The organism is Streptomyces sp. NPDC023157 (assembly GCF_055560575.1).
The window spans coordinates 310,546-333,581 of sequence record NZ_JBVHIL010000006.1; the positions used below are offsets into that span (position 1 = coordinate 310,546).

The 23,036-nt window shown below is 71.4% G+C and carries 17 protein-coding genes and 2 pseudogenes; 7 read left to right on the forward strand and 12 right to left on the reverse strand.

Going from position 1 to position 23,036, the window contains the following annotated elements; translation table 11 throughout:
* Positions 1-25 precede the first annotated feature (25 nt).
* Entirely contained in the window at positions 26-3,400 is a 3,375-nt protein-coding gene (locus tag ACZ3ZE_RS23215) for a FlgD immunoglobulin-like domain containing protein (RefSeq protein WP_361172794.1), read from the forward strand.
* Between the two features lie 96 nt (positions 3,401-3,496).
* On the opposite strand, the gene ACZ3ZE_RS23220 is transcribed toward ACZ3ZE_RS23215, so the two are convergent.
* On the reverse strand, positions 3,497-4,063 hold the full coding sequence (locus tag ACZ3ZE_RS23220) for a TetR/AcrR family transcriptional regulator (protein ID WP_361172797.1): 567 nt from the start codon (positions 4,061-4,063) through the stop codon (positions 3,497-3,499).
* Complete coding sequence (locus ACZ3ZE_RS23225) at positions 4,060-4,422, reverse strand: DUF1304 domain-containing protein (protein ID WP_361172800.1); 363 nt, start codon at positions 4,420-4,422, stop codon at positions 4,060-4,062. The genes ACZ3ZE_RS23220 and ACZ3ZE_RS23225 overlap by 4 nt, the downstream gene beginning before the upstream one ends.
* Positions 4,423-4,494: 72 nt before the next feature.
* On the opposite strand from ACZ3ZE_RS23225, the pseudogene ACZ3ZE_RS23230 reads away from it, so the two are divergent.
* Positions 4,495-4,872, forward strand: a pseudogene (locus tag ACZ3ZE_RS23230) (3'-5' exonuclease); the annotation flags it as partial.
* 99 nt (positions 4,873-4,971) lie between these two features.
* On the opposite strand, the gene ACZ3ZE_RS23235 reads toward ACZ3ZE_RS23230, so the two are convergent.
* The gene (locus tag ACZ3ZE_RS23235) at positions 4,972-5,871 is read right to left on the reverse strand and encodes a GNAT family N-acetyltransferase (RefSeq protein ID WP_467260492.1); all 900 of its coding nucleotides are present in this window, start codon (positions 5,869-5,871) and stop codon (positions 4,972-4,974) included.
* Positions 5,872-6,327: 456 nt separating this feature from the next.
* Between ACZ3ZE_RS23235 and ACZ3ZE_RS23240 the strand changes: the two genes are divergently transcribed.
* The 3 genes and pseudogenes from ACZ3ZE_RS23240 to ACZ3ZE_RS23250 form a co-directional block, all read left to right on the forward strand.
* Entirely contained in the window at positions 6,328-7,557 is a 1,230-nt protein-coding gene (locus tag ACZ3ZE_RS23240; protein WP_361172806.1) for a hypothetical protein, read from the forward strand.
* Positions 7,541-8,311, forward strand: a complete 771-nt coding sequence (locus tag ACZ3ZE_RS23245; protein ID WP_361172809.1) for an alpha-ketoglutarate-dependent dioxygenase AlkB — start codon at positions 7,541-7,543, stop codon at positions 8,309-8,311. The genes ACZ3ZE_RS23240 and ACZ3ZE_RS23245 overlap by 17 nt, the downstream gene beginning before the upstream one ends.
* A gap of 298 nt (positions 8,312-8,609) precedes the next feature.
* A pseudogene (locus tag ACZ3ZE_RS23250) lies at positions 8,610-9,641 on the forward strand (PP2C family protein-serine/threonine phosphatase); the annotation flags it as partial.
* 183 nt (positions 9,642-9,824) lie between these two features.
* Here the strand turns inward: ACZ3ZE_RS23250 and ACZ3ZE_RS23255 are convergent.
* Positions 9,825-11,129, reverse strand: coding sequence for a putative peptide maturation dehydrogenase (locus ACZ3ZE_RS23255; protein WP_467260495.1), 1,305 nt, complete (start codon positions 11,127-11,129; stop codon positions 9,825-9,827).
* Here ACZ3ZE_RS23255 and ACZ3ZE_RS23260 point away from each other — a divergent pair.
* On the forward strand, positions 11,128-11,460 hold the full coding sequence (locus tag ACZ3ZE_RS23260) for an NHLP-related RiPP peptide (RefSeq protein WP_442304742.1): 333 nt from the start codon (positions 11,128-11,130) through the stop codon (positions 11,458-11,460). The two genes, ACZ3ZE_RS23255 and ACZ3ZE_RS23260, sit on opposite strands and share 2 nt — an antisense overlap.
* Positions 11,461-11,517: 57 nt before the next feature.
* On the opposite strand, the gene ACZ3ZE_RS23265 is transcribed toward ACZ3ZE_RS23260, so the two are convergent.
* Complete coding sequence (locus ACZ3ZE_RS23265; protein WP_467260497.1) at positions 11,518-12,318, reverse strand: YqjF family protein; 801 nt, start codon at positions 12,316-12,318, stop codon at positions 11,518-11,520.
* A gap of 192 nt (positions 12,319-12,510) precedes the next feature.
* The gene (locus ACZ3ZE_RS23270) at positions 12,511-13,803 is read right to left on the reverse strand and encodes an amidohydrolase (RefSeq protein WP_467260500.1); all 1,293 of its coding nucleotides are present in this window, start codon (positions 13,801-13,803) and stop codon (positions 12,511-12,513) included.
* A 152-nt stretch (positions 13,804-13,955) separates the two neighbouring features.
* Between ACZ3ZE_RS23270 and ACZ3ZE_RS23275 the strand changes: the two genes are divergently transcribed.
* Positions 13,956-14,126 carry a thiazolylpeptide-type bacteriocin gene (locus ACZ3ZE_RS23275; RefSeq protein ID WP_030757923.1) on the forward strand — a complete coding sequence of 57 codons (171 nt, stop codon included), beginning with the start codon at positions 13,956-13,958 and terminating at the stop codon, positions 14,124-14,126.
* Positions 14,127-14,224: 98 nt separating this feature from the next.
* On the opposite strand, the gene ACZ3ZE_RS23280 is transcribed toward ACZ3ZE_RS23275, so the two are convergent.
* The 6 genes from ACZ3ZE_RS23280 to ACZ3ZE_RS23305 are packed head-to-tail and all read right to left on the reverse strand — an operon-like array spanning position 14,225 to position 22,953.
* On the reverse strand, positions 14,225-16,147 hold the full coding sequence (locus ACZ3ZE_RS23280) for a TOMM precursor leader peptide-binding protein (RefSeq protein ID WP_467260724.1): 1,923 nt from the start codon (positions 16,145-16,147) through the stop codon (positions 14,225-14,227).
* 50 nt (positions 16,148-16,197) lie between these two features.
* Positions 16,198-16,953: an ABC transporter permease gene (locus ACZ3ZE_RS23285; protein ID WP_363290618.1), complete on the reverse strand. Its 756-nt coding sequence runs from the start codon at positions 16,951-16,953 to the stop codon at positions 16,198-16,200.
* Between the two features lie 2 nt (positions 16,954-16,955).
* On the reverse strand, positions 16,956-17,927 hold the full coding sequence (locus tag ACZ3ZE_RS23290; protein WP_467260501.1) for an ABC transporter ATP-binding protein: 972 nt from the start codon (positions 17,925-17,927) through the stop codon (positions 16,956-16,958).
* A gap of 39 nt (positions 17,928-17,966) precedes the next feature.
* Entirely contained in the window at positions 17,967-19,073 is a 1,107-nt protein-coding gene (locus ACZ3ZE_RS23295; RefSeq protein WP_467260503.1) for a metalloprotease, read from the reverse strand.
* A complete protein-coding gene (locus ACZ3ZE_RS23300) occupies positions 19,070-20,236 on the reverse strand; it encodes a lantibiotic dehydratase C-terminal domain-containing protein (protein WP_363290615.1) in 1,167 nt (388 codons plus the stop codon). Before ACZ3ZE_RS23300 ends, ACZ3ZE_RS23295 begins: the two co-directional genes overlap by 4 nt.
* Positions 20,224-22,953 (reverse strand): lantibiotic dehydratase, encoded by a 2,730-nt coding sequence (locus ACZ3ZE_RS23305; protein WP_467260727.1) that lies wholly within the window; start codon positions 22,951-22,953, stop codon positions 20,224-20,226. The genes ACZ3ZE_RS23300 and ACZ3ZE_RS23305 overlap by 13 nt, the downstream gene beginning before the upstream one ends.
* Between the last annotated feature and the right edge of the window lie 83 nt (positions 22,954-23,036).

The following is a 23,036-nucleotide window of genomic DNA, read 5'->3' on the forward strand; positions in this document are numbered from 1 at the left end:
ACTCATTCGGGGAGGGACCCTTCTTTTGCGACAGATACGAACGCGCCGCCGTGCGCGTATCGCGGCGATCGGCGTCGCGCTGACCGCGGCGCTCGTCACGGTGTCACCGCTCGGCGCGGGCACGGCGAACGCGGCACCCTCGGCGCCGGCGGAGCTGGTGATTCCGGCCGAGCGGAACGCGGCGCCGGACGCCGGGCGTCTGCAGGTGGCCGGTGCCACCGGCTTCCTCAGGGGTGACCGGGAGACGGGGCTCAAGTGGGTCCCGTACAACGGTGGGACGGTCATCCCGTACGCGAACCCCGACGGGGGCCGGCTCTTCGGCACCGGACGCGACGTGATCGCCCGGCTGAGCGGCGCGCAGGACAAGGTCGAGTTCACCGACGTCCATGGCGAGACCACGACGACCGTCGCCATCCCCTCGGGCCAGCGGTTCGCGGCGGTGATGGGGACCGAGGTCGTCACCCACGAGTACAAGGACGGCGTGGTCGTCGCGGTCCACGCCCTGTCCGTCGTCGACGGAGTCGCCAAGGACCGCACGGTCTGGGGTTTCCGGCCCGGCACCACCGACATCTCGGTGTGGAGCGGGGACAACCCGAAGGGCTTCTTCCTCTCCTACCAGTTGGACGGGGTGAAGCGGACCGCCTGGATCAGGGCCGAGACGCTCGGCCTGTGGACGCTGGAGAACGCGCGGAGTGTGAGCGCGGCGGGCGGCTACGTCTTCATCGTCACGCCGGAGAAGCGGCTCCAGGTCTGGGGCGCCGACGTCTTCGGCGGCCAGGGCCCCCTCCGCGAACTCGACTGGCCGGAGGACGCGACCCCGATCGGCATGGTCGGCAACAACGTCATCACCCGCTCGGCCTACGACCCCGACGAGGCCACGCTGACCGCGTACTCCGCGGACGGCGGACCGGGACGCGTCGTCCTCACCCAGGTGCGCGGGGACACCCGGGTCACCCCGGACGGGCGCCTGCTGGCCGTCCGGTTCGGCGGCGAGGGCATCCGTACCGTCCACGCGCTGCGGAACGACATCAACGGGGGTGAGCTGCGCGTCGACACGGTCCACCAGATTCCGCTCGTCCCCACCTCCCGCCACCGCATCGCGGTCGCCCAGGGCGAGCTGAGCTCCGTGGACCAGATCCCGTGGGAGCAGCCCCGTCTGCGCGGCACCCGGCTCTCCGCCACCGAGCCGGTCACGGCCCAGCCCGTGCAGGACCGGGGCACCGGCGCCGACTTCGGCGCCCGATGCGCGCAGGAGTCCGACTGCCCCACGCTCGTGCCGACGGGCGACGGGCGGGTCGTCTACCAGAACTCCCGGCAGAACCTGGTCCTCCTCGACGCCGGCAAGCAGCTTCCCGGCACCACCGTCGTCGAAGGGGGCGTCGTCGGCGACGTCGAGGCATCGGGCCGGTACGTCTCCTTCCTCTCGCTGAACAGCACGCAGAAGGTCCTGGACCTGGACACCGGCAAGATCGTCCTCGGCCGCGGCGGTTTCGTCGGCCAGGCGACCTCGCTCGAGGGCGGGACCCTGTGGTCGGAGAGCGCGACCGCCGGCACCATCGACGCCCTCGACGTCCGCACCGGCACGAGCCTGCGCTCGGTGAAGGTCGCCGACTGCTCCCTGAAGGACCTTCAGGTACGGGGCAGCTCGGTGTACTGGAAGTGTGACGCCGCCTCCGGCGTCACCGATCTCGACGCGAAGACCACCATCAGCCTGCCCGGCCACGACACCGCGGTCCTCGGGGAGGGGTACGTGGCCCACGCCCAGGCCGGCACCCTGTCGCTGACCCCGCTCCGCGGCGACGACAGAGCGACCCGGACCATCGGCCGGCCTGCCGATGCCCGGCCCGGCTTCGGCTGGGCCGTGGACCGCTTCGGCGGCCATCTGGCCTGGGTGGACGACCTTCAGCGCACGCACGTGACGCCGAGCGGCGTCCGGACACCGGACGTCACCGTCGTCGACTCCGTACAGCCCACCGGGCTCCTGGACCGCAAGGCGACCGCACCGCAGACGTGGTCGGCGAAGTGGTGGTTCTCGAAGCCGGTACGTCGCTGGAGCGTCACCTTCGTGAGCGAGTCGGGCGCCCAGCGCACTCTGCAGGGCTGGGAGCAGATCCGCGGCGCGCTGGAGGTGACCTGGGACGGCACGGACTCGGCCGGGCAGCCGATGCCCGACGGCCTGTACGCGTGGACGCTGTCCGCCGAGCCCGAGGACGAGCTCGTAGGCATTGAGCTGCGCCAGTACGGCGAAGTGGCACTGACCCGCCTGACCTCGCTGGCCTCCGGCCGCTACCAGCCGGTCACGCCGGCCCGGATGATGGACACCCGCAACGGCACCGGCGTCGCCAAGGCGAAGATCGGCCCGGGCGGGACGGTCACCCTCCAGGTCACCGGACGCGGCGGAGTCCCGGCGTCGAACGCCGTCTCGGCCGTCGTCCTGAACGTGACGGCGACGAACCCGACGGCGTCGACGTTCGTCTCGGCGTACCCGTACGGGACCACCCGCACCAGCGCCTCCAACCTCAACGTGGTCGCCGGACAGACCGTCCCCAACCTCGTCGTGGTCCCGGTCAAGGACGGCAAGGTCACCTTCTACAACCGCAACGGCTCGCTCGACCTGCTGGCCGACGTCGCCGGCTACTACTGGCCGGGACAGCTGGGCTCGCTGTACGAGCCGGTGACACCGACGCGGCTGATGGACACCCGCTCCGGCGTGGGCGTGCCGAAGGCGAAGCTGGGCGCGGACAAGACGGTCTCCCTGACGGTGGCGGGCCAGGGAGGGGTCCCCGCCGGCGATGTCACGGCCGTGGTCCTGAACGTGACGGCGACGAACCCGACGGCGTCGACGTTCGTGTCGGTGTACCCGTACGGGACCACTCGCACGAGCGCGTCGAACCTGAACGTGGTGGCCGGGCAGACGGTCCCGAACCTGGTCGTGGTGCCGGTGAAGGACGGCAAGGTCACCTTCTACAACCGCAGTGGCAGCATCGACCTGCTGGCCGATGTCGCCGGGTACTTCACCAGTGGCACTTCGGGGTCGATGTACGAGCCGGTGACCCCGGCCCGGCTGATGGACACGCGCAACGGCATCGGTGTGCCGAAGGCTCAGATCGGCGCGGACAAGACCGTCACCCTGACGGTGGCGGGCCAGGGCGGCGTCCCCGCTGAGGGCGTGACGGCTGTGGTCCTGAATGTGACGGCGACGAATCCGACGGCGTCGACGTTCGTGTCGGTGTACCCGTACGGGACGACCCGGACCAGCGCGTCGAACCTGAACGTGGTGGCGGGGCAGACGGTCCCGAACCTGGTGGTGGTGCCGGTGAAGGACGGCAAGGTCACCTTCTACAACCGCAGTGGCAGCATCGACCTGCTGGCCGACGTCGCCGGGTACTACAGCCCCTGACCGACCGGACCGCAGGAAAGCCCGAGGACCGGGTGCACACCGTGAGGTGCGCACCCGGCCCTCGGCCGTTCTGTGAGGCCGCCCGGCGCGGGGTGATCAGGGCAGAGGTGTGCGGTGCAGGCTGATCAGCAGGCGCCAGACTCGTTCGGTGACCTCGGCCGGGGTGGCCTCGATCAGGCCGTGCAGCCAGTCGGCGAGTACCCCGGCGAAGGTCGCGGCCACGGCCGAAGCGACCAGTTCGGGCTCCGGCGCGCCGGCGAGCGTGCGCTCGGCCTGGCTGCGGGCGCGCAGGTCCCGGTGGAGGACCTGCCCGAGCGGACCGCCGCCGCCGGGGCTGAGCAACGCGCCGTAGAGCGCGCGGTGCTGGGGGAGCCGCTCGAAGAAGTCGACCAGCGCGGGCGGCGGGCTCGCCGGGTCCGGTGCTCCCCGCCAGGCGTGCAGGGCGTCGACCGCCTCGCGGACGATCTCGGCGCACGCGTCGACGGCGAGCGCTTCCAGGTCGGCGTAGTGCACGTAGAACGTGGCCCGGCCGACTCCGGCCCGGCGCACGAGCGCGGCGACGCCGACCTTGTCCAGCGGGCCGCTCGCGCACTCCTCCAGCAGGGCCGCGCGCAGCCGGGCGCGGGTCCGCTCGCTCCGAGGGTCCTCGGGCACGGCGGTCACCCGGCCAGCAGGACGGCGCCGAGCGCCAGGGCGCCGGGCAGGGCCTGGGCGAGGAGGATCCGGCGGTTGGCGGTGAAGCCGCCGTAGACCCCGGCGACCACGACGCAGCCGAGGAAGAACACCTTGACCTGGAAGGCGATCGGGTCGCCGGCGAAAAGACCCCAGATCAGGCCCGCCGCGAGGAAGCCGTTGTAGAGCCCCTGGTTCGCCGCGAGCGGGGCGGTGGCGCGTGCCAGGTCCGCGTCGAAGCCGGACAGTTTGCGCCCGGGCGCGCGCTCCCACAGGAACATCTCCAGCACCAAGATGTACACGTGCAGTACGGCCACCAGGCTCACCAGCACGGTCCCGGTCGTCTCCATCGGCGTTCTCATTCCCTCGTGACTAACTGGACAGCTGTCTCGAATATATGGACACCTGTCCAGGAAGTCAATGTAGTCGGGCTGCCCCCGGCCGAGGTGGCCTCGGGCGTCGGCTTTGACGAGGCCTGCCGGACGCTTGCGGAGGCGTACGACGCCCGGCATCGCCCCTGGGCGAGCTGGGGCGACTACGACCGCCGCCAATTCGACCGCCAGTGCCAGGCCACCCGCACGCCGTATCCCTTCGGTCGGCCGGTGGAGCACGGGCACACCAACGCCAAGGCCGTGTTCACGGAGGCGTACGGGCTGCGCAAGCGGCCCGGCATGGCGGGCGCACTGAAGATCGCCGGGCTGCCCCTGGAGGGGCGCCACCACCGGGGCGAGGACGACGCGTGGAACATCGCCGCCCTCGTCCTCGACTTGGTGGACCGCGAGGCCTGGCCGCGCCGATAGCCACGGGAAGTCGGCGTGGTCGATCAGGCTCGACCCGGCCGGTTCACCGGCGCCCGAGACCTGCCTCCGGCCGGACCGCTCACCGCCTGCTACTCCTCGCTAGACCGCTCGGCCCGTCGGGTGGAAGTTGATGCGTTCCCTGACCACGGGGAACCCGGCCTTGGCGAAGTTCGCGGCCATGGGGAAATTGCCCTGGTCCGTCGCTCCGGTGACGAACTCCGCGCCCTGCTCGACGAGGAGGTGGGTGCACTCCGCGAGGAGGTCGTAGGCGTAGCCGTGGCCGCGCTGTTCGGGGACGACTCCGATGAAGCCGATGGTCGGGCCGGAGGGGTTGTGGGCCGGGATGTGGATGCCGGCCAGGTCGCCCTCCGGCGTGCGTGCGATCTGCCACCACTCCCGTGGGGAGGGGCACCAGTGGAAGAAGTCGACTTCCTCCTGGGCGGCCTGGTCGAGGCCGCCCTCCTCGATGGCCCTGAGCGCGTGGGCGTCCAGGGTGACGGAGTGGATGCGGCGCAACGCGTCGAAGAACACGCTGTCGTCGGGTTCGGCGCTGAAGCGCAGGCGTCCGGGCCGCTCGGGCAGACCTCGCTCCGGGGTCCAGCGGTACAGGAAGCGTTCCACCAGGCGTTCGTACCCGGCGGCTCGCGCGGCGGCGAAGCGCGCCTCGGCACCGGCGCGCAGGTCGGTCTTCTCCCGCCAGTCGCCGGGCAGGTTGATCTCCAGTTCGACCTGCCAGGGAGCGGAGCGCAGGAGTTCGGCCCCGGCCTCCTCCTCGCCCTCGGCCACGTCGAACCAGTTGATGTTGACGGGCTCCGAGTCGTCGGGGCCGCCCCACCACGCGCCGCGTGCGACGACCTCGCCGTCGCGGAGGGCGACGCGCTTCCAGTCGGGGCGGAACCGGGTACGCCGATGGCCTTCACGGGCGCCAAGGGGGTCGGGGAGTGCGTCGAAGAGATGAGCGTCGCTCGCGGAGAGCGTACGGATGACCGGACTGGTCATGGATTCCTCCGGGATACAGGCTGCTTGGAGCGCTCCCGGTCAGAACTGAGGAACCACGCCGGGACAGCGGAAGAGGGAGCGCTGGAAAAGTGTGAACTGCACGGCACTCGCCTCCTTCCATCCATCTCAGAGCGTGGAGCCACACCGTACGTGATCTTCCGCGGGCCCGTCCACGGATTTCCGCGTCCCTGGGGGGAGGGGGCGCGGGGGCGCTGGGCGCGCCTGCGGCAGACCGTCGGTCGGCTCGGGCTGAGGTGATCGACGCCTGGGCCTCTCCCGGTCGCCTGCCCGACGCATAGGCCGTTGCCCGCTGTTGAGCCTCCGTGAGAGCATCGAGGATCAATGGTCTGTCTCCTTTCGTTCACGTGTCGCAACGCGAGCGGAGGAAGGCGGGCCGTTGCCATGTTCACGGCGTTGAGCAATCCATCAAGGTCTGCGATTGGCGGGTACCGTCTGATGTACGCAACAGAGTGGGCAGAGGCCTCGATCGAGGAAGCGGGCAACATCTTGGTCGCGCCTTCGCTGTTGCGGGACCACGAACTGATCGGGGACTTCTTCGGGTCCGTGATCACGCCGGAGGAGCTTGCTTCCGGTTCGTACGATCTCGCGCGGAAGACCGTCTATCTGTGTGGCGACGTGTCGGGGTTCAGCGGGTCCCAACTGCACGCGGCCGCCCGGGTGTTCGTGGTGCGTGAGCTGTCCCGTGGCTACCGCGAGGGCGTCCACACACCTTGGACTCTCGTCGGCCTCGGGCGAGTTCCCGTCCGCGTACACGGCGTCGGTGTGTACTACCGCCAGTTCTTCGATGTCGGCGCTGATCACTTCGGACGGATCCAGGCGGAGCACGTGTTCCAGTCCCTGACGGAGTCCACCAAGCCTGGAACGGCCCATCGCAGCGGAATCTATCTGACGCCCGTCACGCCGGAAGGCGACGAGTTGCATTTCCGCCTGCTCCGCTGCTCCACGAACCTCTCGGGCCCGACCGAGGGCTTCGGCCCGACCGACACGCACATCGTCGACGACCTGAACCGCGAGGCAGCCGTCGTCTTTCGGAACCAGGCGCCGCTCAATCACGTCCTCGCCCAGATCTACCGCAATACTCTTGCCACGGCCGAGCGCAAGCAGTCCAAGGCCAAGATCTCGTCGCACGCAGACAAGACCAAGGACATGCCCGTCAACGGCGTCATGGCCTTCTGCACCTTCTACGACGGGCTCGACAAGCTGGAGCCGCTGGCTGAAGACGCCTTCGACTACGGCGTCAAGGGCGTCAGCGGGCTGACCCGACTCCACTTTCGCCTCAAGGAGGCGCCCGAGGAGCGCGACGGGGTCGCTCTCCCCGCGCAGTTCACTCTGACTCTCCATCCCGGCTCCGTTTTCTTCATGCCGCTGTCCACCAACCGTCTGTATACGCACGAAATCCGGCCCTCCGCGTTGGACGCGGAGCTGCTCCCGACCCGTCTGGGATACGTGGTGCGCTGTTCGAGCGCCGAAGCCGTTCACAAGAACGGCCACACGTTCCTCAGAAGGGCGGGAGATCTGGTGAAGCTGGAGCAGCCGACGTCGGCCGGCATGGACGATCTGCGCAGGTTGTACGCCGAGGAGAACAGGACATCATCCTTCATTGATTACGGCGATGATTTTCTCTTCAGTATGAACACGGGAGATTACCTTGAGCCCCGAGTCTAGGATCCCGGATGAGATCCTCTCGTATGTCTTGTCGGTCGAGGAGAATCTCTTTGCGGAGCTGTCCGCGTCGACCCGTTTGGAAGAGGTAGGGAAGGGTCGACGAGGCGCTGTGCTTTCCAAGATCGATGAAGCGGGTGGTGTGCCTCTCGTGCGTACCACCACTCAATACGAGAGCCCGGCGCAGTGTTTCCAGGCCGTGCATGAACGGCTGGCGCGACAGATTGAAGAGCGTGCGGCGATTTCGGTCGGCTTCAACAACGCGCTCGTCGAGACGTACACGAACGCTTACACGAGGATGGGAAGCCACTCCGATCAAGCTCTGGACCTGGCCGACGATTCGTTTATAGCCGTCTTCTCCTGCTATCGACATCCCGAGGTGATCCCCCCGAGGAAGCTGGTCTTCGAATCGAAGGGGGCCGGTGCTGAGGCGTTTGAAATTCCCCTGGACCACAATAGCTTCGTCGCGTTTTCCGTCGGTTCGAATCGGCGGTTCAGGCATAAAATCGTATTGGATGATCCGGGTCGGAGGGCGGACAATCAATGGCTGGGCGTGACGTTTCGAACGTCCAAGACCCTCGTGCGGTTCCGCGACGGAAACGCATACCTCCCGCAGGGCCCGCGCCTCGTGTCGGCCGACGATGAGCAGCGGCGTGAGTTCTACCGACTTCGGCGCCGCGAGAACAACGAAACGGACTTCACGTACCCCCTGCTGACGTGCACCCTCAGTGAGAGTGATCTGATGCCGCCCATCTGATCGCGGAGGGTGAACGGCTCAATGCGGCGCCTCCCACGAAACCGCGCCACCACTCGGCGGCGTCGTAGGAGCCCCGTTCCGGTGTGGCGAAACCGGAATCGCGAATCGCATAATTCGGACATGGAGCCGGTGAGGCCCGGGCCGGAGCGGCCGGCCGCTCTTCCCCCTACCGGTGACGACCGTGAGCGCGCCGCACATCTCTGACCCGCGCGTCAGTGCGGGATCCGGGCTGACCGGCGGCGACCCGACGGACGCCTCCCGGTTGGGTCCGAGGTCTCGAGGTTGAAGGCAGCAGGCCGTGACGGCTCTTCCCGACCGCGAGGACGGTGCGGCGAGTGCTCGGTTCGGGCTCGGCGACGTACTGGGAGCAGCCGAGCGTGCCGCGCCCGTGCGCTCTCTCGATGTCGTGGCGCGCGATCTGCGCGACCGGTTCGACGCCCGGTACGTGTCGTTCCTGTTCGTCGACATCGTCGACATCGTCGGCCGACGCCTGCTGAGGGTCCACGACACCGCCGCAGAGCCGGGCGAGGAGCCTGCCGAACAAGTCCCTCTCGCGGGCAGCGGTGTCTACGACGACGTTCTGCTCAGCCAGAACGTCGTCGTGGCGGCAGACGGCGAGGACGGGCATCGGGTGCTGGCCCCGGTCACCAGCCGCGGCGACACCCTCGGCGTCCTGGAGGTCTTCCTCACCCAGGTGACGCCCGGCGTACGCGCCCAGGTCCAAGACGCCGCGCACGCGCTGGCGTACATCATCGTCACCGACCGGCGCTTCACCGACCTCTACCACTGGGGCAACCGCACCACCCCGGTCAGCCTCTCCGCGGAGATCCAGCGCCAGCTCCTGCCCTCCGCCTCCTGCTGTGAAGCACCCGAGTTCACCCTGGCCGGCGCCCTGGTCCCGGCCGCCGACATCGCCGGGGACACCTACGACTACAGCCTCGACACCCACACCCTGCGCCTGTCGATCACCGACGCCATGGGCCACGACGTCAGCGCCTCCCTCATGGCGACGCTCCTGGTCAACGCCTCCCGCGGCGCGCGCCGAGCCGGCGCCGGCCTCGCCGAGCAGGCTCGCCAGACCCATCAGGCCCTCCGCGACCACGGACGTCACAGCATCGCCACCGGCCAACTGCTGCGGATCGCCCTTGACGGCAGCGGCTGCCGGCTCGTCAACGCCGGCCACCCCTGGCCGTACCTCCTGCGCGACGGCACGGTCACCGAACTGCAACTGGCCGTCAACCTGCCCTTCGGGATGGCCTCGCAAGGCGACTACCAGGTCCAGGAACTCGACCTGCGCCCCGGTGACCGCCTCCTGCTCGAACGCCCCGACGCTAGCGCCGCCCAGAAGCCGAGACACCGCCGTGAACCGCGGTGTGAAGCCGGAACGGTACGGTTTTCACCCGACCGGGAGGGGCGCGCGGACCCCCTCGCGTACGCGGCGGCGCGACCACGGGGCGATTCCGCCCAGGAGCACGAGGTCCGCTTCGGTCACCTCAACGGCGGTCAGGTGGACTCAGATCTCCTCGGCTGTGTCCGCCGTGCGCAGCCAGACCTCCTCGGCCGGATCGAACTCGCTGGTCGTCATCCGGGCGGCGCGCCAGCCGAAGCCGCAGATCGCCAGCGGGCCCTCGGTCAGCGGGTCCAGGCCGAAGCCGTGCTCGATGTCGATCTCGTTGATCGCCGAGGTCACGAAGGCGCCGAGGCCGAGCTCGGTCGCGCTCAGGTACAAGGTCTGGGACAGGTGCCCGCTGTCGAGCACCAGGGCGCGGTAGGCCTTGGCGTGCTGACGGTACTTCCAGAAACTGCGCGCGTAACGCGGCGCCAGGACCGCCAGCACGGGTGCGTCGGAGAACCAGTGCTGACCGGCCAGGGCGCGGCGTGCGAACTGCTCCAGCGGTTCGTCCGGGGCGGGCAGGCGCTCCAGGGCGTGATCGACCGCGTGGTAGTGGTACAGCCCGGGTACGAGACCGTCGACGTTCTGCACGATCAGGTAGGCCTCGGTCGGATGCAGACCGCCTCCGGAAGGCGTGTGCTTCTTCAGGAACACGGTGTCGTCGTCGATGCGCACCTGCGAGTGCGCGGCGAACACGCGTTGCAGCATGTGCGCGCACAACGCCAGCGGCAGCGCCCGCTCCCCGTCGAAGTTACGGCAGGTCGTGCGCCGCGCCAGCAGGGCGTCGAACTCGTTGCCCGCAATGCGCGGCAGCGGCACCCGGTCCGCGACGTCCCCGCGCGCGAGCGCATGCGTGGGCGGCGGGCCCAGCTTGCGCCGCAGGTCGGCGGCGGTGGTCATCTCGTTGGCTTCCATACTGCTGACGCTGTCCAGGCCCTCCCACCGCGCGAGCCGGTGCATCATCGCGGCGGGCGGCCACCAGTGGGTGGCGCGCAGTGCGTCGTCGCGTTCACGATGAGCGGTAGGGCGTTCGTCGTCGGCGATCACCAGACCGCTGTCGATCAGCTCCGCCACCAGGGCTGACTCTTCGGCGTCCAATGAGTCGGACTCGCGCCATTCGCCGGGGCTCAGCCGGCCGAGCAACTCGCGCTGTGGCGCGTCGACTTCGACCTCCGCGTCGAGATGCGCGGCCAAGGCCAGCCAGCGCCGGGTGCGGCTCAGACCGGCACCCCCGGTCAGCAGCGAGTCCAGGTCGAAGTCCACCTCTTCGCGAGGCTCCAGAAACAGCACGGCGCAACGACGAATACGCATCGGGATCCGTTCGGCGGTTGGCGGATGGTGCGGATCCGGCGTGCGGGATCCGGTCTCGATGGCGCCACGGAAAGGGTCCCGTGTCACACGATGGTCGGCTATGGTTTTTATCATGCAGATTCAGGTACTGGGGAACGAGAAGCTGCACCTTCCGGCCGACGTCATCGATCGTCTGCTCGACCTGTTGAGCACCGACGACCGCTTCCGCGAACTGTTCACGCGGAACCGCCACGCGGCCTTGGTCGAGGCCGGTTGCGAGCTGTCCGAAGAGCAGCTGCGCGCGGCCTCGCCGCTCCGCTGTCTGACCGTGGAACGGCTGGCCGACAAGGAAACCATCGCTGCCGCTCGCGAAGAACTGCGCGCGCACCTCCTGGCCGACGCGGCATACAGCAATCCGCACGCCCTGGAGTCCGGGGCGATGCACGCGGTACTGCGCCAGAACTGACCCGCTGCATGTACGCCAGCCGCGACCGAGCCCTGTCCAGGGAGCGCCGCCCTGCTCCTAATCCGACGGCAAGGCCTGCGCCGGGATGCGCGGCGGCCTGCCGAAGCGGACAGGGACGCCCGGGGAGTAGAGCACGCTGACCGGGCCGCCGGGCGGACGCGTCAGGCCCGCCGCGGCCAGGAGCTCCTCATCGTACGAGAGCAACTCGGCGCGGTGCAGAGGCCAGCGGGGGTGGGCGTTCGGCAGATAGAGGGGACGGTCGAGGAATGAGCTGTGCATGCCCCAGCGGGCGGTGAGGAAGTGCTCCAGCGCGGTCGGCTCCTCGATGCGCTCCCCGATCCGTACGGAGATCGCGCTGCGCGCGCCCCGCGGCCCCGGCCACCGCCGTCGGCTGGTGTACGTGAGGGTGTCACCGGCACGCCGGACGGCCATCTTCGACCAGACGTACGGGATCCGGAACGCCCAGCGGCCGAACGCCACCGGGATCAGACGGGAGGCGTCGAGCGAGCGGAAGACCACGCCCCGGCGCCCGTGTCCGTCCACCGAGTAGAGCCGGACGTTCGTCTCCGGGAAGCTGCCGAAGTACGGAATGCCCGGGAGGCGGAACCACCCCACCCGGTGCATCCGGAACGCGACCAGGCCGACGTACGTCACGCCTTCGAAGGTGTCGGGCAGCGTCCCGGGCGGCAGCAGCGGCGCCACGTCCGCGGGGTCCATGGGCCAGTGCAGAAACGCCAGATCGAGCCACGACTGGGTCAGCAGGGCGGGGCGCGCCCCATGCGGCGGGTCGACCGATATGGGCTCGGGAACGGGCCCGGAGCCTGGCTCGGACGGCAGGGCGCGCGGGGGCAGCGGCATCCCAGCAGTATGACAACCGCCCCGGCCTCGCGTCACCACCGGTAACCCGCCACCGGGTCTCACGTCTCCCGCGCCGGCGGCACATGGGGCGGAGGAACGTGCGGGGGCATGCACAGCGCGCCGGGGAGGAGACCCCGCACGAGCGCGGCCCGCTCACCCCGCACGAGCGCGGCCCGCTCACCCCGCCCGTGCTCAGCCCGGGATCCCCGCCCCCGCGAGCCCGCTGAGTGCCGCCGCCGCCAAGGCGCCGATGGCGGCCGGCAGGGCCGTGCGTGGGTCGGGGGCGAAGAGCGGGGAGTGGTTGGGCGGGAGCCGGCCCGCCGAGGCGGCCCACTGGCGGGGGCTCGCGGTGCCGACCATCCAGTAGACGAGGGGGACGTCCTTCTCGCCGTGCAGCGCGGCGCCCGCGCCGCCGTACAGCGGGAAGTCCTCCGAGGCCAGCGACGGCGGCCAGTCGGTGACCCGGGCGGATCCGTAGAGCGCCGTGTGGGCGTCCCGGACCGCGCGGGTCGCCGCAGGGTCGCCCCACAGGGCGGGGGTGCGCGAGACCGGCGTGATCTCGGGATCGCGCGGGCAGGCGGAGGCGGCGCACTCGGCGCGGACGATGCGGTCCACCGCCGCGAGCGCGCGGTCCAGGGACGAGTCCGTGAGTGCCCGCAGGCCGATGCCCATCTCCGCCGTGTCCGGCACCACGTTCACCGCCGTGCCCGCGCGCAGCGTGCCGACGGTGAGCGTCAGCTGATCGGCGGGGGCGCTCTCGCGGGAGACGATCGTCTGCAGACGGGTGATGACGGCCGCTGCCGTCACCACCGGGTCCACGGCCAGGTGGGGGGTCCCGGCGTGACCGCCGAGGCCGTGCAGGACGACGTCGAGCGCGATGCTCGCCGCGGTCATCGGAGCGTGCGGGGCGCCGTGCGCGATCATGCCGGACGGCAGCGGCGCCGCGTGCTGGGCGAGGACGACGTCCGGCCTGCCGAAACGTGCGTACAGGCCGTCCTCCAGCATCGCGCGCGCACCCGTCAGCGTCTCCTCGGCGGGCTGGCCGAGGATCACGAGGGTGCCCCGCCAGTGGGCGGCCGCGCGGGCGAGGACCTCCGCCGCACCGACCGCGGCCGCGAGGTGGAGATCGTGGCCGCAGGCGTGCATGGCGCCGTTCCCGCTCGCGTACGGCAGCCCGGTCCGCTCCTCCAGGGGGAGGGCGTCGAGTTCGGCCCGCAGGTACACCCGGGGGCCCTCGCCGTTGCGCAGGACGCCGACGACACCGTGGCCGCCGATGCCCCGGGTGACGTCGAGGCCCAGGGCCGACAGCCGGTCGGCGAACAGTGCGGCCGTGCGGCGTTCCTCCCCGGACAGCTCCGGGCTCCGGTGGACGTCGAGATAGAGGGTGAGGGCGGGACGCAGCGCCTCGCCGGCGGAGGCGAGGGCGGGGTGCGGGGGCTCGGGCCGGCTCGTCGTGGCGGGGCCGAGAGGTTCGGGCGGGTTCACGGGACTCCAAGGGGGCGTCGGCGCACCGCTGGCGTCGCGCGCCAGCGATGTGCGTGCGGGACACATGCCGAACGGTGAGCGGGCAGCGGTGGAATGAGTACGTACACACCCCCGGGCGGCCCCGTTCGGGACCGTGGTCAAGAGGAGGCGCCATGAACAAGGACCTGAGCACGCTCGCCGACGAGATCCTCGAGCTCGAGGCCGAGACCTTCGAGATCTCCGACTACTCGGACGCCAGCGAGGTCGTCCTGGCCGGTTCCACGAGCACCAGCTCCACCTCGACCTGTAGCTCCACCACCAGCACCACCTCCTGCTCGGCCTGATCGACGTCCCACCGGTCGGATCGCGGCCGGAGGCGCGCCCGGTATCCGTCCCTCGGATACCGGGCGTCGCCCGTTCCGCTCTCCCCGCGGCCCTTCGGCTACGGGAAGGGGTGCGGGACCATGCGGATCTCGGCGTCGCTCAGATCCGTCGCCCGGTGGCCGCCCCGGCGCAGGGCGGTCCGCAGCCGGGGCAGCAGCGGCGCCCGCTGCCGGTTCCAGCCGAAGTCGATCGGCAGCAGACCGGGTACGAGGGTGCTCACCGTGCACAGCCCCATCCGCTCCTGTTCGGAGGTGGTCTGGTCGACGACGACGACGTCGTGGCCCGCCCCCGCGAGCAGGTCCGTCACGGCCCGGACGTCGTCGCGGAGATCGTCCGTCCGGGGCCGTCCGGTCGTCTCCCAGTCCCGGTAGACCTCCTCGAAGGGGCGTACAGCCAGTGGCTCCAGGTAGCCCCGGGCGTGCACCGCCATCCGCGGCAGCCCGTACAGCTGCGCGTGGTCCTTGAGGTGGCGGACGAGGCCGAAGTCATCGGCCATGGCCTCCAGTTCGGCCCTGCGCTCCCGTGTCTGGCGGGAGAGGTGCGGGATGTAGGTGAGCACCTCCGACAGCGCCCCCTCCACGGCGGCCCGCGGGTCGAGCGAGGCCGCCGCCGCGAAGGAGAGGGTGCCGGGGCCGCCGTCCCGGCGTACGGCCACCGCGGTGACGACGGGGACCGGCAGGTCGATACGGTTGTCCAGGACGTGGACGTCGTATCCCTGGAGTGCCGCACGTTCCGCCATGGCTGCGGACGTCCCGCCGCCGACGGTGGCCAGGTCGATGCCGGTGAGCCGGGCGTCGCCGTACCAGGCGTTCAGGAAGGCGTCCCGCTCGACGAGTTCGAGCAGCCCGCCCAGGACCGCCTCTTCGAGGCTGCCGCCGATGGCGCAGCCGTTGGAGCACTCGAAGACGAAGTTGTCCGCCGCGAGCCCCGCGCTGTAGTACACGAGCCGCGAGGGGACGAGGACCGGGCGTTCGTCGCGGAGCGACCAGCCCCATTCCCAGGGGATCGCGCGGTCCGGGTCGAAGGGGTCGACCAGCGGATCGTCGCGGTAGGTGCGCGGATCGTAGAAGCCGCAGGTGGCGGGGTCGACGGCGTCGTCCCGGAGTGCGTTCCAGGAGCCGGTCACGGGGGTGCGCCGGCCACGCCGGTGGGTTCCCGCGTACCGTTCGAGGCCTTCCAGGAAGGCGAGTGTGCGGCTGGTGGAGAAGGTGTTCTCCTGGCCGCTCCAGGTGACGTCGTTGAGACCGGCGTAGCCGCGGACGAAGACGCTCCCGGCGACCGGCGCCGTCGTCGGCGAGGTGACGCTGATCCAGGTGCCGGCGCCGAGCGCGCCGCAGACCGGGTTGGCGAGCGCCTCGGAAGGGAGGGGATACGAGGACGCGGCGCGCAGCCGGTACGTGCCCGGGTCCGGCTTCAGGCGCTCGACGAGGGCCATCGGGCGCGGCCCGGCCGGAACAGGGTCGGGGGCGCAGTCGGGGCAGAGCGGATCGGCGAGGAGCGGGTACGTACGGATCGCGAGCGTCGTCAGGTCGATGCGGGACACCTGCGGAAGCGCCCGGTCCGCGGGGTCGGACGCGGCGGGCTCGGCGTCGGGCCGGCCGTCGAGCACCGCCTGGTGGAGGGCGGCGACCGCGTCGTACACATGGGTGGTGAGCAGCGGCCACACCCCGGCCGGGCGCGGCCCGTCCGGACCGCCGGTCTCCAGCGCGTCGCGCTCGCTGCGGCTGCGTAACCGCTGCCAGCGCAGGGCGAGGCAGCGGCCGCAGGCGGGCGCGGTGCCGTCGCCGCCCCAGGGGCCGACGAGCACCGCGGAGGCGGTGAGGTGGACGCGGGCGCCGGCGCGTTCCGCCGCCCAAGGGTCCGGGGCTCCCCGGCCGCCGAGCGGCGCGCCGGCGTCCGTGACGCCGACCGGGACGACGGGTACGTCCCGTCCGAGGCGGACGGCGAGCGCGGCCCGCAGTCCGGCCCTCGCCTCGTCCATCGGCAGCGGCAGGGCCCGCGCGGGCAGGACCGGCGTGCTCCCGGCGGCGCTCACGAGGACCGGGTCCAGCGGAAGGTCTTCACCGCGACCGCGCCGAAGACGAGGGCGAACACGAGCAGTCCGACGCAGCCCACCCACACGTCGGAGGAGTCGCCCCGGCCGGCGAGCGCGTGGGACACGGCGTCGTTGAGATAGCGCAGCGGCATGGCGAGCGAGACGTTCCGCAGCCAGGAGGGCATCGAGTCGAGCGGGAAGAAGGACCCGGAGAGGAACGCCATCGGCAGCATCAGGAAGTTGGCGACGGCGGCGACCGACTCGGGCGTGTTGGCGAACGACCCGATGATCACCCCGAGGAGCAGGAAGGTGGTGATGCCCAGGATGAGCACCGGGATCAACAGCGGCCAGCCGGAGGCCGGTTCGAGGCCGAACACCGGCAGCATCGCCACCCCCACGAACAGCAGCGACTGCACGGCGCCGACGACCAGCGCGATCACGTAGCGGGAGCCGATGACGGCGGAGAGCGGGGCCGGGGACATGCGGATCAGCCGCAGGATGTCATCGGTCCGCCACTGCATGAGGGTGAACGCGATGCCGAACACGGCGGCGTTCGCCACACCCCAGGACAGCACCCCGGACGCGGTGTACGAGAGATAGGACAGGCCGCTCTCCTCCACATCCTGGCCGCGGAAGATCAGCCCGAAGACGACGAGGAAGAGGAGGGGGAAGGCGAACGTGAAGAAGAGGGTGGTCTTGTCGCGGACCTGGGCCCGGTAACCCGCCCCGGTCAGTGCGGTGTAGGCGCTCATGGTCAGGACTCCGTGGTCTCGGCGTGCGGGTGGGCGGGCCGTCCGGCACCGGCGAGGCGGGCGGTCAGGTCGAGGTAGACGTCTTCGAGACTGGCGGAGCGGGTCTGGACGCCGTCCAGACCGACCAGCTTGTCCACGGCGGACAGGACCCGCCCGGACGCGTGGGTCTCCAGGACCAGCGAGCCGCCCTCGACGGTGACCCGTTCGACGCCCTCGATCGCCGCCGCCCGTCCCTCGTCGAGGCGGCCCAGGGGAAGCAGGAGACGGCTCGGCGCCCGGGAGGCGCCGACCAGGTTGTGCGGGGAGTCGGTGACGGCGATCCGGCCGTCCACCAGGATGGCGATCCGGTCGCAGAGCGCCTCCGCCTCGTCGAGGTGGTGGGTGGTGTGCACGATGGTGCGCCCCTCCGCCTTCAGTCCGCGGAGCACCTCCCACAGGGCGCGGCGCGCCTGCGGGTCGAGGGCGGCGGTCGGCTCGTCGAGGAAGATCAGCTCGGGACCGTGGACGAGCGCGGAGGCGATGGCCAGCCGCTGCCGCTGACCACCGGAGAGGTTCTCGACCTGGACTCCCCGCTGCTCGGTGAGGCCCACGGACTCCAGGGTGGCCTCGACGGCGCTCCGGGGCGCTCCGTACAGCGCGGCGACGGTCCGCAGATGTTCGTGCGCGGTCTGCCGTACGAAGAACGCCGAGCTCTGGGTCTGCACACCGATGCGGGGGAGCAGCGCGGTGTCGCGGGGCCAGGGCGACCGGCCGAAGACCGCGACGGTGCCCGCGTCGGCCCGGCGCAGTCCCTCCATGATCTCGATCAGGGTGGACTTGCCCGCGCCGTTGGGGCCGAGCAGACCGAAGAACTCGCCCCGGTGGATCTCCAGGGAGACGTCGTCCACGGCTTGGCGGTCCCCGTACCGCTTGGAGATTCCCTGGACCTGGACGGCGGCGGTCGGCGAACCGTCCGCGGCGGATGTGGTTGACATGGCCTGTACCTCACTCATGTGGTGCGTGGTTCCTTCGGGTCAGCCGAGCAGGTGGAGGACGAACATGAGGGTGGCCGCCGCGGCGAGGAGGACCAGGGCGGTCGAGCCGAGCGCGTACGCCGTGTAGATCCGCCGGGCCCGTCCCGAATAGCCGGCCAGGGCCTCGGCCCCTTCGGCGCCCCGGCGCCGCAGGGCCAGGTACGTCCGGGTCTCGGGGGCGAGGTGATCGGCTCCGAGCGCGTGCCCGAGCATCCGGTACCCGTCGAGCGGCGGCAGCGGTACGAGGTTGCTCAGCGCCTGGATCGTGCCGAGCACCAGGAGGCCCGAGAGCGGGGGACGCTCCGGCGCTGCCACGGGGAGCAGCGCCCACCAGACGCCGAACGGCAGCAGGAGCAGCATGTTGAGGTAGGCGCCGGCGCCGGCGATGATCAGTTTGGCCCTCCGGCCGGGCAGGAACAGGTAGTTGTCCACCCTGCAGTAGAGGAGGGCGGCGGGGAACCGCCAGCGGAGTCCGATCTCGGTGACGTGCCCCCCGTAGTGCTGGGCGGCGATGCCGTGCGCCAGCTCGTGGAGCGTGATGCTGGCCCAGAGGAACAGGGCGATGCCCAGCAGCGCGAACGGTTGCCGGACCACTTCGGCGGTGCCGTCGAGCAGCGCCCCCGCCCGCCACGTCAGCACGCCGAGGAGGAGGAAGACGGCGGCGAGGAGGGGGAGTTGGACGGCCGGGTGGAGGAGGGGGCGGAGGGTGCGATGGAGCCGGGCGGTGGTCGCGTCGGCGTCGGCGACCATCGGACGGGTGCCGCGCCACAGGGAGTTGGGTCGCTCTGGGGCGGAGGGCCGGGGTGCCGGGTCGGGCGCGCCGACGAGGAGGCCCCGGGTGCCGAGAAGGCCGAGGAGCCGGTTCCAGTGCCCCTCGCCGAGTCGGCGGCCGAACTCTTCCGCGTACGCGGGTGCGAGATCGTCCAGGTTCCGCGTCCCGTCGAGACGCGACATGAGGAAGTGCTCCTTGATCCCGACCTCGAAGGCGTCCCCGGTGACCGGATGTCTGACGAGGTGGACGGTCCGGGGGCCGCGCAGGAGGGGCGGGCTGAGGAGCACGCCGGGCCGGAGGGCGGGGCGATAGGCCCGCGCGGCGGTGGCGGTCACGCGTCCCCCGCCGGGGCGTGCGGGCCTCTGAGGACCTGGCCGAGGACGAAGGACAGATAGGCCTCGTCGCGGATCGTCACATGCAGCCGGTTGTTGGTCATGTGCATGTACGGGGAGAGGAGCCGGGGGAGGACCGACGGCAGATGCGTGAGCGGGGCCGTCGGGACGGCCTCCGCCGGTTCCACGCGCACCTGCCCGGTGTCCTCACGGGCGGGACCCTCCTGGAGCGGAAAGAGAAGCTCGCCCCTCCCGGTCAACTCCTCTATACGGCGCCGCAGTTCGAGGCAGTGTTCCGCCCATCCCCGCAGGAACGAAGGAAGCCGCCCGAGCTCGCCGCTCGCGATCGCGGCCCGGACGGCGGCGAACCGGCGGCCCAGGGCGGGCGCCATCTCGGCGTAGTTCCGCTCGTACTCCTTCGAGCCGATGAACCCGGTCCCCGGGAACGCGCGGTGCCAGAACGCGTAGTAGCCGTCCAGGTAGTCGGCGAGCCGGTCCTCCTCCGGCAGGAAACAGCTCGCCATCACCATCATCAGCTGCGCGGACGTGCCGAGCAGCACGGTGCGCAGGTGGAGGTTCATGGTGCGGAAGGCGTCGACGACCAGCTCGCTGGAGTGACGGAAGTGCCACTCGGCGAGCTCGACACCGGCCGGGCCGCCGTACTTGGCGTACTCGGGGGCGTACGGCTCCTCGCTGAACGAGTTGTTCGGCCGCAGCCGCATCCGGCCGTCCTCGCCCATGTACCGCCCCCGGTCCTCCCCGGGGAACTCTATGTCGAACAGGGCGTTGTAGAAGTCCTTGAGGAAGCCGGAGTCGACCTCGTACAGCGCGGGCCGGCTCCTGAGGAAGGAGGTGAGCGCCTCGTCGGCCCGGCGTCTCACCTCGGGCGCCGCGGCCGGGCTCGCGGGGCGCAGCCGCAGCCGTACGTGCGGGCCCTCCAGCCAGTAGTTGATGAAGAAGTGGCCCGAGAGCAGACCCTCCTCGGTGAGCCGGGCGACGAGCGGCCGGACGCAGTCCACCAGCATCGGGCGGGGGCTGGCGGCGTAGAAGACGTGCAGAGCGATCCACTCTCCCGGTTCCTGTGCCGGGCAGCCGGCGGCGCCCACCCCCGGCCGAGGCGTGACGCGGGGCGTGGGGACGGGGTGGGGGGAGATCAGTTCCGGCATGTCGGGCCGTCCTCCGTGCGGTGGCGGGAAGTGAAGGTCTCCACGGCCAGTTCGGCCACGTGCCGGCCCTGGGCGGACGTCAGATGCAGCGCGTCCTCGGCCGGGAGCATCTCGCGCAGCGCCACCCCGGAGCCTGGCTCCCGATCGACCAGGGCGTCGAACGAGGTCAGCGACAGCGGACTCTCGAAGTCCATGTACACGGGCTTGGCGCCCAGCGCCCGGCGGCCCTCGCGCAGCACCGTGGCGAAGACCTGGTCGGGCAGGCCGTGCCGGCGCTGCCAGCGCCGCCACTCCAGGTACCACGCCGCCTCGTCCGTGCCGGGGCGGCGGACCGGCAGCACGGCGGCGTCCGCCGTCCAGCCGCGACGGCTCAGCACGATGTCGCCGTGGACCACCCGAGGCCTGCGCGTGACACCGTCGACGGCCGGGCCCTCCGGGATGCCGCCCCAGATCTCGACCGGCGTCATGGAGCTCGGCGAGAGCAGCAGCAGGGTGCGGGGGATCTCCGGCAGGGCCACCGGCACGAGGTAGCCGAGGTAGACCGGCACGACCTCGCGGCCGAGTCGGCGCGAACGCAGGACGAGGCGGTCGGTCTCCTCGTCGTGCTCCAACGAGAGGTCGGACAGGTCCAGTCGGGCCTCCTCCGGAACCGTGGAGGTCTCGCCCGGACACACGATCTGGTAGTCCGTCAGCCTGCCGTGCAGGTTCAGGTTGCTGGTGACGGGACCGCCGGTCAGCTCGGCGAACACCGCTCCCCGGGGCTGACGGGCACGCAGCTCGTCGCGCAGCCGCTCCGACAGCCCGGCTCCGCCGGACGGCCCGGACCCCGTCACCCCGTCGTAGACGTGGGTGAAACGGCTGAAGGGGAAGGCGAGCCCACCGTACGAGCGATTGAGGACCACCCGTGCGGGCCCCTCCCCGTCCGGGGCGGGCACGGCCACCTGGAGGTGATGGCTCCGGGGGACGAAGTCGCCGACCAGCGGATCCAGCCGACCCGACACCTCGGCCAGCAGATCGGCGGGCAGCCGCAGTTCCTCCTCCGTGCCGTGCCGCTCCCACAGTTCGCGCATGCCCGCGACGAAGTGGCGGCGGGCGTCGTCCAGGCCGCGCAGCGCGGACTGACCGAGCCAGTTCTCCTCGGGGACGTACTCCCCGTTCCCGTCGAACGTCGTGCGCTTCGCGGCGAAGGACACGTACTGGTCGAAGAAGTCCTCGTGGAAGTCGTGCACGAGGCCGAGCAGGTCGTCGCAGCGGCCGCCGCGCCCGTAACGGGCCAGGAAGAAGCCGTGCAGGGTGATGCGGTGGGGCAGCGTGAGGTCGAACATCGGCAGGACGCCCTCGATCGCCCGCAGGGCCTGTTCCATAGCGCCCGCCAGCGGCCCCGTTCCGCAGGGCAGGTCGTCTCCCGCGCTGACGTCCTCGTAGAGGAGCGTGCGCGGCAGCGTGGGTTCCGCCGCTCCCAGCTCCCGCTGGACATCGAGGAGTTGCTCGCGGAGGGTCCGCAGGAGGGCGCGCCGTTCGATGAGCCCGGCGGCGGGGTACGCGGCCAGGCAGGCGGCCGGGCCGTCCAGGGCGTCGGCCACCGCATCGGCCCACGGGGCCGCGAGGCCGCGCAGGGCGAGCTGGAACGACCGCAGCGGGTCGGGGCTGTGCACATCGGTGCGCAGGCACGGCACTTGGACCATGCCGAGCTGCAGCAGCGCGGCGGCGTACCGCTCGCACGCGGCGGGGTCGGCGCCGTGCTCGGTCCCGAGCCACTCGACCAGGTCGCGGTGGCGCAGCCCCGTACGCTCGTCGAGGAAGGCCAGCAGGCGTTCCAGGGTGCCGCTGCCGCGAAGGTAGAACAGCCGGTCGCGGACGGAGTCGAAGGTGACGGCCGCGTCGTCGTCGCCGCTCGTCACCCACTGACGCACGTAGCGGATCCGGTCCTCGTCACGCCCCCAGCCCGGGGACAGCACGACGGGCAGGTCCTGGCGGCGCACGGGGTCGGCGAGGATCAGCTCGGCGAGCCGCCCCAGGGCGACGACATTGAGCCGCACATGACCGGTCCAGGCGTCCGGCCCGCCGACGCGCAGCGCGGACCGCTCGTCCGCCGCCGCGTCGAAGACCCCGGTCGCGACCGGGGTGAGCGTGCTGAACGGGCTGGTCTTGCACGCCGTGCGGTAGAGATACGCGAGCGCCGAGCGTTCGACCTTGCGCATCCGCTTGCCCGCGTCGTCACGGGTGTCGCCCAGATAGGCGTCGAGCCGGCTGTCGAGCACCGGCGAGGCCAGGAGCAGGCCCCGGCGCAACGGCTCCTGAGCGAGCGCGGTCCGCAACTCGGCCCGTGCGGTGCGCAGTTCCCCGGCGAGGAGCGCAGGGCCCTCGCCGAGGAGTTCGCCGTACGCGAGGCGGGAGTCCAGCCACGCGGCGACCTGGGCACCGGCCGACTCGTCGAGCCCGGTCACGAGTCGTACGGCCGCCGCCGGATCGGCCGGCACGCGGTTGTTGAAGATCTGGCGGCGCAGGGCGAGGAGCGCCCGGCGGGCCCCGTCGCCGACCGCGTCGGCCGCCTCGACCAGGGCATGGAGCCGCTCGCTCAGGGCGGCCCCGCCCTCGGCGAGCCCTTGTTCGCGGGTCAGGACCTCGTCGGACCAGGCACGCGTCCGCGGACAGCGCAGCCCGTGCACGGTCTCCACGGGCAGACCGGCGGCACGCAGAAGGAAGCGGCGGCCCATCTCCCACGTGGCCGGACGCGGGGGCGCCGTATCGGTGCCGGTGCCGGTGCCGGGGTCGGGATCGACGCCAGCGTTGGTATTGG

Bases quoted from the DNA above. Each gene is read 5' to 3' on its own strand.
- ACZ3ZE_RS23285 (WP_363290618.1), bottom strand. From the start codon at position 16,953: ATGAGCGCCTACACCGCACTGACCGGGGCGGGTTACCGGGCCCAGGTC.
- ACZ3ZE_RS23225 (WP_361172800.1), bottom strand. From the start codon at position 4,422: ATGGAGACGACCGGGACCGTGCTGGTGAGCCTGGTGGCCGTACTGCAC.
- ACZ3ZE_RS23255 (WP_467260495.1), bottom strand. From the start codon at position 11,129: ATGATAAAAACCATAGCCGACCATCGTGTGACACGGGACCCTTTCCGT.
- ACZ3ZE_RS23235 (WP_467260492.1), bottom strand. From the start codon at position 5,871: ATGACCAGTCCGGTCATCCGTACGCTCTCCGCGAGCGACGCTCATCTC.
- ACZ3ZE_RS23290 (WP_467260501.1), bottom strand. From the start codon at position 17,927: ATGTCAACCACATCCGCCGCGGACGGTTCGCCGACCGCCGCCGTCCAG.
- ACZ3ZE_RS23260 (WP_442304742.1), top strand. From the start codon at position 11,128: ATGCAGATTCAGGTACTGGGGAACGAGAAGCTGCACCTTCCGGCCGAC.
- ACZ3ZE_RS23240 (WP_361172806.1), top strand. From the start codon at position 6,328: ATGTACGCAACAGAGTGGGCAGAGGCCTCGATCGAGGAAGCGGGCAAC.
- ACZ3ZE_RS23275 (WP_030757923.1), top strand. From the start codon at position 13,956: ATGAACAAGGACCTGAGCACGCTCGCCGACGAGATCCTCGAGCTCGAG.
- ACZ3ZE_RS23280 (WP_467260724.1), bottom strand. From the start codon at position 16,147: ATGGACGAGGCGAGGGCCGGACTGCGGGCCGCGCTCGCCGTCCGCCTC.
- ACZ3ZE_RS23305 (WP_467260727.1), bottom strand. From the start codon at position 22,953: ATGGGCCGCCGCTTCCTTCTGCGTGCCGCCGGTCTGCCCGTGGAGACC.
- ACZ3ZE_RS23300 (WP_363290615.1), bottom strand. From the start codon at position 20,236: ATGCCGGAACTGATCTCCCCCCACCCCGTCCCCACGCCCCGCGTCACG.
- ACZ3ZE_RS23265 (WP_467260497.1), bottom strand. From the start codon at position 12,318: ATGCCGCTGCCCCCGCGCGCCCTGCCGTCCGAGCCAGGCTCCGGGCCC.